The organism is Brachybacterium sp. AG952 (assembly GCF_004362645.1).
GTDB classification, from domain to species: domain Bacteria; phylum Actinomycetota; class Actinomycetes; order Actinomycetales; family Dermabacteraceae; genus Brachybacterium; species Brachybacterium conglomeratum.
Window position 1 is genome coordinate 42,387 of sequence record NZ_SNXV01000006.1, and the last position, 12,794, is coordinate 55,180.

At 71.9% G+C, this 12,794-nt stretch carries 11 protein-coding genes; 5 read left to right on the forward strand and 6 right to left on the reverse strand.

Annotation, left to right across the window (positions count from 1 at the left end):
- The first annotated feature begins 56 nt into the window (after positions 1-56).
- Together DEU31_RS13965 and DEU31_RS13970 are read left to right on the forward strand one after the other, a co-directional pair.
- Positions 57-746 carry an alpha/beta hydrolase gene (locus DEU31_RS13965; protein ID WP_243733850.1) on the forward strand — a complete coding sequence of 230 codons (690 nt, stop codon included), beginning with the start codon at positions 57-59 and terminating at the stop codon, positions 744-746.
- A gap of 49 nt (positions 747-795) precedes the next feature.
- Positions 796-1,140: a hypothetical protein gene (locus tag DEU31_RS13970; RefSeq protein ID WP_191460662.1), complete on the forward strand. Its 345-nt coding sequence runs from the start codon at positions 796-798 to the stop codon at positions 1,138-1,140.
- Between the two features lie 52 nt (positions 1,141-1,192).
- Here the strand turns inward: DEU31_RS13970 and DEU31_RS13975 are convergent, their stop codons facing one another.
- The 4 genes from DEU31_RS13975 to DEU31_RS13990 all read right to left on the reverse strand — a co-directional run bounded on the left by DEU31_RS13975 (position 1,193) and on the right by DEU31_RS13990 (position 5,053).
- Complete coding sequence (locus DEU31_RS13975) at positions 1,193-2,149, reverse strand: endonuclease/exonuclease/phosphatase family protein (protein WP_133677585.1); 957 nt, start codon at positions 2,147-2,149, stop codon at positions 1,193-1,195.
- Between the two features lie 217 nt (positions 2,150-2,366).
- Entirely contained in the window at positions 2,367-3,203 is an 837-nt protein-coding gene (locus tag DEU31_RS13980; protein ID WP_133677586.1) for an Ltp family lipoprotein, read from the reverse strand.
- 267 nt (positions 3,204-3,470) lie between these two features.
- On the reverse strand, positions 3,471-3,812 hold the full coding sequence (locus tag DEU31_RS13985; protein ID WP_133677587.1) for a hypothetical protein: 342 nt from the start codon (positions 3,810-3,812) through the stop codon (positions 3,471-3,473).
- Complete coding sequence (locus DEU31_RS13990; protein ID WP_126985258.1) at positions 3,809-5,053, reverse strand: ATP/GTP-binding protein; 1,245 nt, start codon at positions 5,051-5,053, stop codon at positions 3,809-3,811. The genes DEU31_RS13985 and DEU31_RS13990 overlap by 4 nt, the downstream gene beginning before the upstream one ends.
- Before the next feature lie 108 nt (positions 5,054-5,161).
- Between DEU31_RS13990 and DEU31_RS13995 the strand changes: the two genes are divergently transcribed.
- Positions 5,162-6,814, forward strand: a complete 1,653-nt coding sequence (locus DEU31_RS13995; RefSeq protein WP_133677588.1) for an NERD domain-containing protein — start codon at positions 5,162-5,164, stop codon at positions 6,812-6,814.
- Here DEU31_RS13995 and DEU31_RS14000 read toward each other — a convergent pair.
- Entirely contained in the window at positions 6,798-7,661 is an 864-nt protein-coding gene (locus DEU31_RS14000) for a CorA family divalent cation transporter (protein ID WP_133677589.1), read from the reverse strand. The two genes, DEU31_RS13995 and DEU31_RS14000, sit on opposite strands and share 17 nt — an antisense overlap.
- 19 nt (positions 7,662-7,680) lie before the next feature.
- Positions 7,681-9,063: a TIGR00366 family protein gene (locus DEU31_RS14005; protein ID WP_243733851.1), complete on the reverse strand. Its 1,383-nt coding sequence runs from the start codon at positions 9,061-9,063 to the stop codon at positions 7,681-7,683.
- A 200-nt stretch (positions 9,064-9,263) separates the two neighbouring features.
- On the opposite strand from DEU31_RS14005, the gene DEU31_RS14010 reads away from it, so the two are divergent.
- Together DEU31_RS14010 and recQ are read left to right on the forward strand one after the other, a co-directional pair.
- Positions 9,264-10,805, forward strand: a complete 1,542-nt coding sequence (locus tag DEU31_RS14010; protein WP_133677590.1) for a DHA2 family efflux MFS transporter permease subunit — start codon at positions 9,264-9,266, stop codon at positions 10,803-10,805.
- Positions 10,806-10,881: 76 nt separating this feature from the next.
- On the forward strand, positions 10,882-12,771 hold the full coding sequence (gene recQ / locus DEU31_RS14015) for a DNA helicase RecQ (RefSeq protein WP_133677591.1): 1,890 nt from the start codon (positions 10,882-10,884) through the stop codon (positions 12,769-12,771).
- Positions 12,772-12,794: the final 23 nt, after the last annotated feature.

Genomic DNA, 12,794 nt, shown 5'->3' on the forward strand with positions numbered 1-12,794 from the left:
GCCCTACCCTGCTCCGTCGTCGACTGCTCCGTCTGCTCGCCGCGCTCCTGACGCTCGTGCTGCTCGCAGCGGCGGGGCTCGTGGTGTGGAGCCGCACCGGGGTGATGGACGCGGAGACCGCGCCGTGGCGGGGAGTGCAGGAGGATCCGCGCATCGCGGAGGAGCGCACCGACGTCGCACTCGTCCTGCGGCCGAGCGAGCCCGAGCCCGCGGGGACGGGGCTCCTCTTCTACCCGGGGGCGAAGGTCGAGCCGGAGGCCTATGCGGCGCGACTCTCCGGCCTGGTCACCGAGCTCGGCGTGACGGTCGTGATCGTCGATCCGCCGCTGAACCTGTCCCTGTTCGACCGGCGCGCTCCCGAACGGTTCACCTCGATCGCGCCGGAGCTCGAGACCTGGCTGGTCGGAGGGCACTCGATGGGCGGGGTGCGGGCCTGTGAGCTCGCCGAGGAGTCGGATGCCCTGGTGCTGTTCGCCTCGTACTGCGCCGGGGACCTCACCACCTCGCAGGTGCCGGTGCTGAGCCTCTCCGGCGGCGAGGACGGACTGTCGACCCCGGAGAAGATCGCCGAGCACCGCGAGGCCCTGCCGGGCAGCGCCGAGTTGGTCGAGATCGCCGGAGCGAGCCATGCGAGCTTCGGGGACTACGGGCCGCAGAGCGGCGACGGCACGGCGACCATCGACGACGCCGAGATGGACGCCGCCGTCGCGGACGCCGTCGCGGAGCTCCTCGGCACGATGCCCTGACTCGGCCGCGGTGACGACCAAGCCATCGGCGACGACGACGTCCAATGTCATGAGATGGGACGTCGGCCTTCCCCTGCTGGTCAGCGCCTACCTGATCTCGCTCGCCCTGCGGGTCGCTCAGGGCTCGGCCACCGTCGCCATCACGACGACGGCCGGCCTCCTCGGCCCGGCGGTCATGGCGGCCGAGGCGAGCCCGGCGCAGCTCGCGCTGCTGATCGTCGCGATGGGAGCGGGCTCGTTCTTCGCCTCCCACGTGAACGACTCCGGGTTCTGGCTCGTCGGCGGCCTGCTCCAGGTCGACACGGCCACGAACCTGCGTCTGTGGACCGTCTTCACTTCGGTGATCTCGCTGACGGCATTCGCCGTCACCGCGCTGCTCTATCTCGTGGTGTGACCACGTCGGCGGGCGGTGCCTCCCCCTTCCGGGGAGCACCGCCCGCTGTCGTTCATGCCGTCGGCAGCTCGATCAGCGCCTGGACGGGGGCGTGGTCGGAGGGGTAGGCGCCGCTCGCGTCGCGCCACACGTTGATCGCCGCCTTGCGGGTGACCAGGTCGTCGGTGGTGAGCACCCAGTCGATGCGGTCGCCGTCCTCGACGGGCTCGTCGTAGCCGGGGAAGGTCCCCCATGCCGGGGTGACGCGCTGCGCGGCGGAGTCCCAGGTGTCGACCGTGGGCCCGTCGGTGACCAGCGTCGTGTAGGCGCCGGAGTCGTGGGCATGGGAGTTGAAGTCGCCGGTGACGATGGTGGGGAGCTCGTCGAGCTCGCCGCCCTGGAAGAGGTCGATCATCGCGTCGGCGCTGCGGATCCGGGCCGGCTCGCTCTGGTGGTCGAAGTGGGTGTTGATCATCGCGAACTCGGCGCCGGAGGCGAGATCGCGCAGCCGCGCCCAGACCACGATGCGGGTGACGGTGTTGCCCCAGGTGGCCGAGCCGATCACGTCGGGGGTGTCGGAGAGCCAGAACTGGTCCCACTGGAGCACCTCGAGGCGGGTGCTGTCGTAGAAGATCGCGGAGTACTCGCCGGCACTGCCGCCCTCACGGCCGTAGCCGATGCTGCGGTGGCGCGGCAGGGCGGACTCGATCGCGGTCAGCTGCCCGTACAGGGCCTCCTGGATGCCGAGCAGGGTGGGCTTCTCCCGCTCGAGCAGCTCGATCAGCAGCGGCCGACGGGTCGGCCAGTGATCGGGGTCGCCCTCCACGGTGCCACCGCCCGAGGAGCGGTCGTAGCGGATGTTGAAGCTCATCACGTGGAGCTCGTCGCGCTTCGCGCGGCCGATCAGCGCTCGGGAGGGGTTCTGCGCGGGTGCGGCGCCCGCCGGGGCGGCGGCCGCGGCGAGAGCGGCGCCTCCGGCGGCGGCGCCGAGGCCGGTGAGGACGGTGCGACGGGCGGGGGCGACGGCCATGGGGCTCTGCTGGGCTCGGGGTCGGGACCGCGACCGACCGTAACGCCGAATTCAGAGGTGACCAGGGGGTTCGCCCGCTTCAGGGCAGGGCTTCACCGAGTCGATGCCCGACGGCCATGGTCGTCCTGGCACCGGCGCCGTGCGGCGAATGCGCGACGGGGCGCCCGCCGTGCGGCGGACGCCCCGTCGTGGGGAAGGCGGGCAGGTGCCCGCGGCCTCAGCCGTCGAGGTTCTCGACGGCGTAGTCGGCCTCCTCCTGGGTGAACTGGTCCCCGTACTCGGAGGAGAGCTGGTCGCGGATCGCCTCGGGCGACATGTCCATCGTGTCGCGGTAGGACTTCGCGGACTCCAGGGCGTTCTGGTTCCAGTCCGCGACGATGGTGTCGATCGCGTACTGGGCCTGCTCCTCGGTGAACTGCTCGCCGTACTCGGAGGTGAGCTGGTCGAAGATGCCCTGCTTGGACATGTGCAGCGTCTCGGAGTAGGACTCCGCCGACTTCAGCGCGTTGTCGTTCCAGTCGGCCTCGAGGTTGTCGACCGCGTACTGCGCCGCCTCCTCGGAGAACTGGTCGCCGTACTCGGAGGTGAGCTGGTCGAAGATGCCCTGCTTGGACATGTGCAGCATCTCGGAGTAGGACTCCGCGCTGTTCAGCGCCGAGGTGTACTCCGCGGGGACGTCGCCCTCGGCCGGTGCCTCCTCCTCGGCGGGGGCCTCCTCCGCAGGAGCCTCCTCCTCGGCCGGCACCTCCTCCTCGATCGCCGCTTCCTCGGGTGCGGCCTCCTCGGCGGGCGCCTCCTCCTCGACCGCGGCGGGAGCGGAGTCGGTGGTGGTCGAGGTGTCCTCGCCGTCGTCGGACCCGTTCATGACGATCGCGGAGCAGCTGGCGACGACCAGCGCGATGATCGCGAGGCAGCCGCATCCGCCGGCGATGAACCACTTGCCGCGCTTCTTCTGCGGGGCCGGGGCGGGGGCGCCGGCGGGCATGCCGAACTGGGGCGCGGAGGAGGGACCGGGAGCGCCGGGCTCCGGGGACGGGGGGAGGGTGCTGTTCACAGCGGGTGTCCTCTCTGGACAGGATTCGGAGGCCCCCAGGCGCGGGGGCGCCGAGGGGTACTGCTGGGAAGAGAGGCCTGCCGCGGTGTGCGGATGCTCCGTGACCGAGTGCGTCGATCGACCGCGCGGGGCCTGCAATTTGAATCTTGCACCAGCGGTGTGACAGACGAAGTCCTGAACACCTGCAATGGAAGGCAGATCACAGGGTAACCACGATCCCCCAGGTCACAGAGAGGTCACGGCATCTCGGTCACTTCGGCGACCCGGTCAGTCCGGGGCCGGGCCGTCCCACAGCGCGGCGTAGCGCTCGGCGAGCAGCGGCCAGATCTGCCGGACGACGTCGGCCGTCGAGGTGATGCCGTCCGCACCCGCGCCGTCGAGCACGAGCTCGTGCGGGATCACGCGTCCGGCCTCGTCGGCGCGGCCCTCGGGATCCCGCAGCCGCACGGCGAGCAGCCCGTCCGTCCTCCAGCAGCCCCCGTCCTCGTCCTCGTGTCCGGAGAAGGCCCGTTCGTACAGCGGCAGCGGATCCGCGTCGGGGCCGGTGCCGTCGACGGGCAGGAAGCGGAAGCCCCAGGTCCGGCCGCGGGTCGCCCAGAGCAGGATCATCGCCTGCTCCGGCGCAGCACGCCCTCGCGCTCGGCGCGCTCGAGATCGATCTTGAAGCCCGTGAGGATCGCGGCGAGGCTCTGCTTCTTCTCGAGCGCCCGGTCGTGGACGCCCCGGAGCTTCTCCCCCGCGAGCGAGGCGGCGTCCTGGACCATGTCCTTGCTGAGCAGCGGAACCACGGTCGCGAGCGCCGTGGAGATCAGGCCGAGCCGGCCCGGGAGGCGGTGGCGGGCTCCGAACATCGCCAGCGCCATCGCCCCGGTGCCGATGGTGCCGGCGTTCTCGGCGAGCTCCCGGGCGACCTTCGCGGGGATCTCCTGCCGCCTGGCCCAGGTGACATGCCGTTCGAAGGGCAGCATCGCGGCGAGCGGGAGGATCACGTCCACCCCGATCCGCTCGCGCACGGCGATGCGTCCCGGCGTGAACCGTGCCGAGGACAGCAGCAGCGCGTCCTCCCCCACGGCGAGCGCCTCGTCGCCGACGACCATCGACTCGATCGCCTCGCGCAGCTGGCCGAGCTCGTCGGCGGCCTTCTCGAGCACGAGCGCCTTGAAGCGGTCCACGTCCATCTCCGGCAGCAGGTCCGCCTTGGACAGGGCGAGCACCCAGATGCGGGGGAAGCGCACCAGTTCCTTCCCGCCGACGAGGATCTCGTCCCGCAGCCTCACCAGGCCCGTGCGCAGCGTGTGGAAGAGCGCCTTGAGGTAGCGCTCCTCCTCACCGGCCGCGTCCTTCAGCTTCTGCCCGTCGACCATCAGCAGCGCGACGTCGGAGACGAGCAGGGCGCGGAAGGCCTCGATGCGTCGACGCTCCTCCTCAGGTCCGCTGACGGAGCGCTCGAACCACTCCCCGGGGTAGTCGTGCCACACCAGCTGCACGGCGTCGACGGGCATCGCCTTGCGCTCGGCGGCGCTGGGGGTGCTGCGCAGCGAGAGGGTGAAGCGGTAGGGCTCGGCGCGGAAGCGGTTCCCGGCGGGCACCTCGGCGGAGTTCTCCATCCGGAAGTAGTTCTTCAGCAGCCGGTCTCCCTGGGTGGTGTCATCGGCGACGAGGTCGTAGAGCTGCGGGGCCTGCGAGTCCTCCCGCCCGGCCTGGTCCTGGGCCGCGCCGTAGAACGAGGACAGCAGCACCGTCTTGCCGCTGCCGCTCTCCCCGAACACGGCGATGTGCTGCTCGAGCTTCCTGCTGCGGGGCGCGGGACGTCGCGGGGTCCGCCGGATCTTCTTCTCGCGAGCTGCCATGTCCCGAGACTAGGGGATCACCTCCGCTCGTCGGGGGTCTCCCCGACCCCTGTCGGCCGATAGCCTAGCCTCACCAGCGAGGACGCCCACGCCGCACCGAGGAGCACCATGCCGCGCACTCTTCCCGAGCAGCCGGACTTCGCCAGCGCCGCCGAGCAGGAGGTGTGGGAGCACCTGACCGAGCAGCTGCCCGCCGAGGCGGTGCTGATCACCGGGCAGCGCGTCACCGCCCGCGGCGAGGAGGTCGAGGCGGATCTGCTGGTGCTCTGGCCGGGCATCGGGATCGCAGTGATCGAGGTGAAGGGCGGACGGATCTCGCTGGAGGACGGCGCCTGGCGGCAGGCGGACCGCTCCGGCTCTCGGGAGCTCGCCCGCTCCCCGATCGATCAGGCCCAGCGCGCGAAGCACCACCTGCTGGAGTACCTCAACGGCGCCTCCTCCCGTCCGGTCGGCCGCGCCGTGCACCTCGCGGTGCTGCCCTACACGCAGCTGCCCGCGGACTGGGACCCGCCCGAGGCGCCGCGCACCCTCGCGCTGGACGCGACCGACCTGCCCCACCTCGCGGACCGGATCGTGCACGCCCTGAACTCGCAGACCCGGGACGCCTATGCCCCGCTGGACGCCGCGCAGTGCGAGCACGTCGTGAAGATGCTGCGCCGCACCCACCGCGCGATCGAGAACCACCAGCTGATCGCGAAGGAGATCGCCGACGAGGGCAACCAGCTCACCCGCGAGCAGGAGCGCGCGATCGCCCTGCTGCGCTTCCAGCACCGCGCGCAGATCATCGGCGGGGCCGGCTCCGGCAAGACGCATCTGGCGATGATCAAGGCCCGCACGCTCGCCCGGGACGGCTTCCGCACCGCGCTGCTGTGCTACTCCCGCGGCCTCGCCCGGCACTTCCAGCTGCTCGCCGCGACCTGGCCGGAGCAGGAGCGTCCCGCCTATGTGGGGCTCTTCCACGACCTGCCGGTGGGCTGGGGCGCCGAGACCGAGCAGGAGTTCGGCGGCTCCCCGGTCGAGTACTACGAGGAGCACCTCCCGGCCCGTCTCGCGCAGCTCGCGGGCGAGACCGACGAGGACGAGCTCTTCGACGCGATCGTCGTCGACGAGGCGCAGGACTTCGCCGACGCCTGGTGGGAGGCGCTGCAGCCCTGCCTGCGCGACCCCGCGGAGGGCGTCCTGTTCGTGTTCGCCGACGAGCACCAGAGCGTCTTCGACCGCGAGGGCCGCGCCCCGATCACGCTGAACCCCTTCCCGCTGGACGACAACCTGCGCAGCACCCGCACGATCGCGCACGCCTTCGCGCCGCTCACCCCGGTGGAGCAGACCCCGCGCCTGCCGGCCGGCGCGCCCGTGCGCTATCTCGCCTCCTCCGCCGAGGACGCGGTCGCGACCGCCGACGACGCGGTCGAGAAGCTGATGGACGAGGGCTGGGAGCCGGGGCAGATCGCCCTGCTGACCACCGGCAGCCGCCACCCGGAGCAGAGGACGCAGATCGAGCACGAGGGGTACGACGGCTACTGGGACGGGTTCTTCTCCGCGACCGACGTGTTCTACGGGCACGTGCTGGGCTTCAAGGGGCTCGAGCGTCCCGTCGTGGTGCTCGCGGTCAACGGCTTCGGCGCCGCGGAGCGGGCGCGGCAGCTGCTCTACGTGGGCCTGTCCCGGGCCCGCTCTCTGCTGGTGGTGGTCGGGGACGGCGGGGAGATCTGGGACGCGGGTGGGCCCGTGGTGTGGGAGCGGATCAGCGGGAGCCGGTGAGCCGGCGCACCACCACGAGCGTGATCACGGTCGCGAGCGCCGGCAGCACGATCCCCAGCAGCACGAAGGCGCCCGCGCTCCCGGTCCGCTCCTGCATCCAGGCGAAGTTCATGCCGAAGAACCCGGTCGCGAGCGTGAGCGGCAGGAAGATCGTCGCGACCAGGGTGAGCCGCTCGTTGACGACGGCGCCCTGCTCCGCCAGCAGATCGCCGAGCACCGTGTGGAGGCGTGCGGCGGCGGAGCCGTTCGCCTCGAACTCGACCGCGGCCCGGCGCAGCCGGTGGCGCAGCTCCTTCGGGAGCTCCTGGGAGAGCTGCTCCTCGGGGAGGCACAGCCGGTGCATCGCGGCCTGGGCCTCCTGGATGCGGAAGAGCTCCGCCCGCCTCCTGCCCAGCAGGCGCCGCTGCGCCGAGGCGGCATAGCCGTCGGCCCGGTCCTCGAACCGCTCGCTCTCGTCCTCGAACCCGTCCAGCACCTCCTCGCCGCGCCGCGCGACGGCCAGCAGCATGCCGACGACCGCCTCGCGGACGCCGTCGGCGGCCCCCGCCTCCGCGCGTACCGCCTCCAGCGCCTCCGTCGCTCCCATGACGAGCACCCCTGCGGCGGCGGCGTGGATCCGCACGGTCAGGTGCTGCGCGCCGTGGTCCGGCAGGAGCAGCACGAGCTCGAGTCGCCCGCCCGTCAGGTGCGCGAAGGGCCGACGGGCGAGCTCGTCGGTGCGCGGACCCTGGATGTCCCAGCTCCGGACGGCCGCCTCGACGACCGGGTCCTGGAGGTCTCGGGCGAACGCGCACCCGGGGGTGTCCCCGAGCGCCTCGAGCGCCGCGACGGTGTCGACGACCTGCATGCGGAGGCCCTCCTCGGACTCAGAGCGAGACGATCACGAGCGTGGCCCCGAAGACGAGCCCCGAGGCGATCAGCACGATCGTGGTGTATCCGAGGATGTCACGCATCTTCAGCCCGGCGATCGCCAGCAGCGGGATCGCCCAGAAGGGCTGGATCATGTTGGTCCACTGGTCGCCGTAGGAGACGGCCATGATCGTGATCGCGGGGTCCACGCCGAGCTCCGCACCGGCGCTGAGCATGATCGGCCCCTGCACGGCGAACTGGCCGCCGCCGGAGGGGACGAAGAAGTTCACGAGCCCTGCCGCGAGCAGCGCGAACAGGCCGAAGGTGGTGGGGGTGGAGATCGAGACGAAGGCGTCGGAGAAGATCTGCACGAGCCCCGAGCCGACCATCATCCCGAGGATCCCGGCGTAGAGCGGGAACTGCAGCAGGATCTCGCCGACGTTGGAGGCGGCGTTCTTGGTGAGGTGGATCAGCTCGAAGGGGTTCCGCACCAGCAGCAGGATGAGGGCAAGGAAGGACCAGTTCACGGTGTCGAGGGTGAGGGTGCCGCCGCGGGAGAAGTGCAGCACCAGGTAGGCCACCAGCGCGAGACCGGTCAGCAGGGTGACCAGGCGGCTCGCGTCCAGCCGGTCCGCGGGGGTGACGACTTCCTCCTGGCCGTCCTCGAGCTCTTCGCGCGCGTCGATGGTCAGCTCGGTCACGCGGTCGCCGCGTCGCGGCGCGACGAGGTACAGCGCGAGCGCCACGACGATGATGGTGGCGAGGGCGGCGAGCATGTTCCAGGTCGAGAAGACGGTCTGGGACATCGGCACGGTCTGCCCGCCGAGGGAGTCCATGAGGAAGGAGCCCTCGGTCGCGGCGGTCAGCGGTCCGGAGGCCGAGTAGCCCATGTGCCACACGACGAAGCCGCCGAAGCCCCCCGCGACCAGCATCGGGAAGTGGAGCGTCAGCCCGCGCTCGCGGCCCTGGTGGGCGACCTCGCGGGCGAGCAGCCCGCCGACCACGAGCCCCAGGCCCCAGGTGATCAGCGAGGCGACCGCCGCGACGACGAACACGAAGACGTAGGCCGCGAGCTCCGTGCGCGGCACCGAGGCGAGCGCGGCGAGAAGCCTGCGGACGGGGCCGGTGTTGGCGAGTATGTGTCCCAGCAGCAGGATCAGCGCCATCTGGGTCATGAAGGCGAGGAGCCCGGCCAGTCCGTCGCCCCAGTGGACGACGAGGTCGGCGGGCGAGGTCGGGGTGAGGACCAGGCCCAGGATCGCGACGATGAAGGTCAGCACGATCGAGAACACGAGCGCCGAGGGGATGAACCTCTCGACCAGATTGTTCAGGGGGCGCATCGCCCGCGAGAGCGGGGTGCCCTCCTTGTGCGGGGTGGCGGACTCGGGCGCGCTGGGCATTGCGGCATCTCCTCGGGGGACACAGGGCCCCGCAGCACGGCGATGTGCTGGTCACGAGCCCCGTCGCGGATGTGACGCGGTCCACTGTAGGGGCGCGACCGCCTCCGACGCGGCCGGGCGCGGCGGAGAGAGGCGCGAGCATGGGCGTAGCCTTCGTCCGTCGCATTCGCCGGTGCGATGCCGCCCGTCGAAGGGATCGCATGTCCGCGCGCTCCGCCCCCGCCCGCGACCCCCGCCTGGACCGTCCCTGGCCCGCGCTGTGGTCGATCGTGCTGGGCTTCTTCATGATCCTGGTCGACACCACGATCGTCACCGTCGCGATCCCGCGGATGCAGGAGGACCTGGGGGCGGACCTGACCGGCCTGCTGTGGGTGACCAGCGCCTATCTGCTCGCCTATGCGGTGCCGCTGCTGATCACGGGTCGGCTCGGGGACCGGCTGGGGCTGAAGTCGGTCTATCTCGTCGGGCTCGTCGTGTTCACCGCCTCGAGCCTGTGGTGCGGGCTCGCGGGGAGCGTGGAGATGCTGATCGTGGCGCGCGTGGTGCAGGGCCTCGGCGCGGGGATGATGACGCCGCAGACCATGTCGATGATCACCCGCATGTTCGCGCCGCAGCGGCGCGGTCAGGCGATGGCCGTGTGGGGAGCGACGGCGGGGGTCGCGAGCCTCGTCGGCCCGGTGCTCGGCGGGCTGCTGGTGGACGGGCCGGGCTGGGAGTGGATCTTCTTCGTCAACGTGCCCGTCGGGGTGCTCGCGATCGCGCTGGTATTCCGCAACGTGCCGCGCTTCCCGCGCCGCTCGCACTCCTTCGACTTGCTCGGCGTGGCGCTCTCGGCGACGGGCCTGTTCCTGCTGGTGTTCGGGATCCAGGAGGGCAACAGCTACGACTGGGGCACGATCACGGACTCCCTCGTGATCGGCCCCGTGGACACGGGGGTGCCCGTGACGGTGCCCGGGATGATCCTCGCCGGCGTGCTGGTGCTGGCGGTGTTCGTCCTCTGGCAGGGGGTGATGCGGCGCGAGCCGCTGGTGCCGCTGTCGCTGTTCCGCGACCGCAACTTCTCGGTCGCGAACGTGGCGATCGCGATGATGGGCGCGACCGTGCTCAGCTTCGCGATCCCCACCACGCTGTTCTTCCAGCAGGTGCTCGGCATGTCGCCGACGCAGGCGGCGCTGATGACGGCACCCTCCGCGGTGCTCTCGCTGGTCCTCGCACCGCTCGTCGGCCGCTGGATGACCAGCCACGACCCTCGACCGCTGGCGCTGATCGGCTTCGCCTCGCTGGCGGGCGGGCTGCTGTGGCTCGCCCTGCTGATGGCTCCGGATGCCTCCGTGCTGGTCCTGCTGCTGCCGTTCGTGCTGATCGGGATCGGGAACGCCTGCATCTGGGGGCCGTTGTCCCTGACCGCGACCCGCAATCTCCCGCCCTCGCAGGCCGGCGCCGGCTCCGGCGTCTACAACGAGATGCGGCAAGTCGGCTCGGTGCTCGGCTCGGCCGGCATCGCGACGCTCATGGCCGACAGGATCGCGGCCCGACTCGGCGAGGCGACCGGGGGCCAGGGCGGTGCCCCTGCGGGTGCGGAGTCCGGAGCAGGCTCCCTGCCCCCGTTCCTGCACGCCCCGTACGCTGCGGCGATGGCCGACGCCATGTGGCTTCCCGTCGGCCTCGCCGCGGTCGGCCTCCTCGCCGCGCTCGCCATCGGCCGACCGATCGACACCGGGGTCTGGGCGAAGGACGAGTGAGAGCACTCCCCACCGCCGTCCACAGCCGGGCCCTCCCGCTCGCGGCCCGTCGGCCCCGCGGCCTAGAGTGGCGGGCATGAGCACCCCTCCTCCCGCCGACACCGTCTCCGCGCTGCGAGAAGGCGACGCCGGACGGACGGAGGAGGCGCTCGCGATACTCTCGCGGGTCTTCGGCTACGACTCCTTCCGGGGCGAGCAGGCCGCGATCATCGACCAGGTCGCGAGCGGCGGGGACGCGGTCGTGCTGATGCCCACCGGCGGCGGCAAGTCGCTGTGCTACCAGATCCCCGCCCTGCTGCGGGAGGGCACCGGAATCGTCGTCTCGCCGCTGATCGCACTGATGGCGGACCAGGTCGCGGCGCTCGAGGCGGTCGGCATCCGCGCCGCGTACCTCAACTCCACCCTCGAGATGCACGAGGCGCAGGCCGTCGAGCAGCAGCTGCTGGCCGGGGAGCTGGACCTGCTGTACATGGCGCCGGAGCGCCTGGTCCTCCCCCGCACCGTCCAGCTGCTGCAGCGCGCGCAGCTGGCGCTGTTCGCGATCGACGAGGCGCACTGCGTCTCCCAGTGGGGCCACGACTTCCGCCCCGACTACCTGGGCCTGTCGATGCTGGCCGACGCCTTCCCCGGCGTGCCGCGGATCGCGCTGACCGCGACCGCGACCGAGGCGACGCACCGCGAGCTCACGGAGCGCCTGCAGATGCAGCAGGCGCGGCACTTCGTCTCGAGCTTCGACCGCCCCAACATCCAGTACCGCATCGAGCCGAAGGCCTCCCCGCGCGAGCAGCTGCTGCGCCTGATCACCGCCGAGCACGAGGGCGACTCCGGGATCGTCTACTGCCTCTCCCGCAAGTCGGTGGAGACCACCGCGCAGTGGCTCGCCGACCGCGGCATCCCCGCACTCCCCTATCACGCGGGCCTGCCGCCGGAGGTGCGCCAGGACCACCAGGAGCGATTCCTGCGTGCCGACGGGCTGATCATGGTCGCGACGATCGCCTTCGGCATGGGGATCGACAAGCCCGACGTGCGCTTCGTCGCCCATCTCGACCTGCCCAAGTCCATCGAGGGCTACTACCAGGAGACGGGCCGCGCCGGCCGCGACGGCCTGCCCTCGACCGCGTGGATGGCCTACGGCCTCGGCGACGTGGTCAGCCAGCGGAAGTTCATCGAGGGCGGCGAGGGCTCCGAGCAGTTCAAGCGCAACGCCCGCTCGCACCTCGACGCGATGCTCGCCCTGTGCGAGACGGTCGACTGCCGGCGCGTGCAGCTGCTGCGCTACTTCGGCCAGGACTCCTCCCCGTGCGGGAACTGCGACACCTGCCTGAACCCTCCGCAGACCTGGGACGCGACGGTCGCGGCGCAGAAGCTCCTCTCCGCCGTGATCCGCCTGGACCGGGAGCGCGGGCAGCGCTTCGGCTCCGGCCAGGTGGTGGACGTGCTGCTGGGCCGCGAGTCCGAGCGCTCCCTGGCCTCCCGCCACCACGAGCTGAGCGTGTGGGGCATCGGCGAGGAGCTCTCGGAGAAGGAGTGGCGCACCGCGATCCGGCAGCTGCTCGCACGGGGGGTCCTCGAGGCGGAGGGCGACTACGGCGTGCTCGTCCCCGGCCCGCAGGCCGGCCCCGTGCTCCGCTCCGAGGAGACCGTGCAGCTCGCCGTCGACCGCGCCCCGCAGCGCGGCGCGCGCGGCGGCGGCCGACACGCCGGCGGCGCCTCCCGCGCCGCCGAGGCCCTCGAACCGGCCCAGCGGGAGCGCTTCGAGGCGCTGCGCGCCTGGCGCACCTCGGTCGCGAAGGAGAAGCAGATCCCGCCCTACATGGTCTTCTCCGACGCGACCCTGGTCGGGATCGTGGAGACGGCGCCGCAGTCCGTCCAGCAGCTCGGCGCGGTCAGCGGGGTGGGCGCGAAGAAGCTCGCCGAGTACGGAGAGGACGTCCTCGAGGCGCTCTCGGGCTCCGACGCCGGCTGAGCACCTCCCCGACTACCCTGTGG

What these genes read in the sequence shown, in the direction of transcription:
- DEU31_RS13995 (WP_133677588.1), top strand. Translation starts at nt 5,162, where the DNA reads ATGCCGCGCACTCTTCCCGAGCAGCCGGACTTCGCCAGCGCCGCCGAG.
- DEU31_RS13970 (WP_191460662.1), top strand. Translation starts at nt 796, where the DNA reads ATGAGATGGGACGTCGGCCTTCCCCTGCTGGTCAGCGCCTACCTGATC.
- DEU31_RS14005 (WP_243733851.1), bottom strand. Translation starts at nt 9,063, where the DNA reads ATGCCCAGCGCGCCCGAGTCCGCCACCCCGCACAAGGAGGGCACCCCG.
- DEU31_RS14010 (WP_133677590.1), top strand. Translation starts at nt 9,264, where the DNA reads ATGTCCGCGCGCTCCGCCCCCGCCCGCGACCCCCGCCTGGACCGTCCC.
- DEU31_RS13990 (WP_126985258.1), bottom strand. Translation starts at nt 5,053, where the DNA reads ATGGCAGCTCGCGAGAAGAAGATCCGGCGGACCCCGCGACGTCCCGCG.
- DEU31_RS14000 (WP_133677589.1), bottom strand. Translation starts at nt 7,661, where the DNA reads ATGCAGGTCGTCGACACCGTCGCGGCGCTCGAGGCGCTCGGGGACACC.
- recQ (WP_133677591.1), top strand. Translation starts at nt 10,882, where the DNA reads ATGAGCACCCCTCCTCCCGCCGACACCGTCTCCGCGCTGCGAGAAGGC.
- DEU31_RS13975 (WP_133677585.1), bottom strand. Translation starts at nt 2,149, where the DNA reads ATGGCCGTCGCCCCCGCCCGTCGCACCGTCCTCACCGGCCTCGGCGCC.
- DEU31_RS13985 (WP_133677587.1), bottom strand. Translation starts at nt 3,812, where the DNA reads ATGATCCTGCTCTGGGCGACCCGCGGCCGGACCTGGGGCTTCCGCTTC.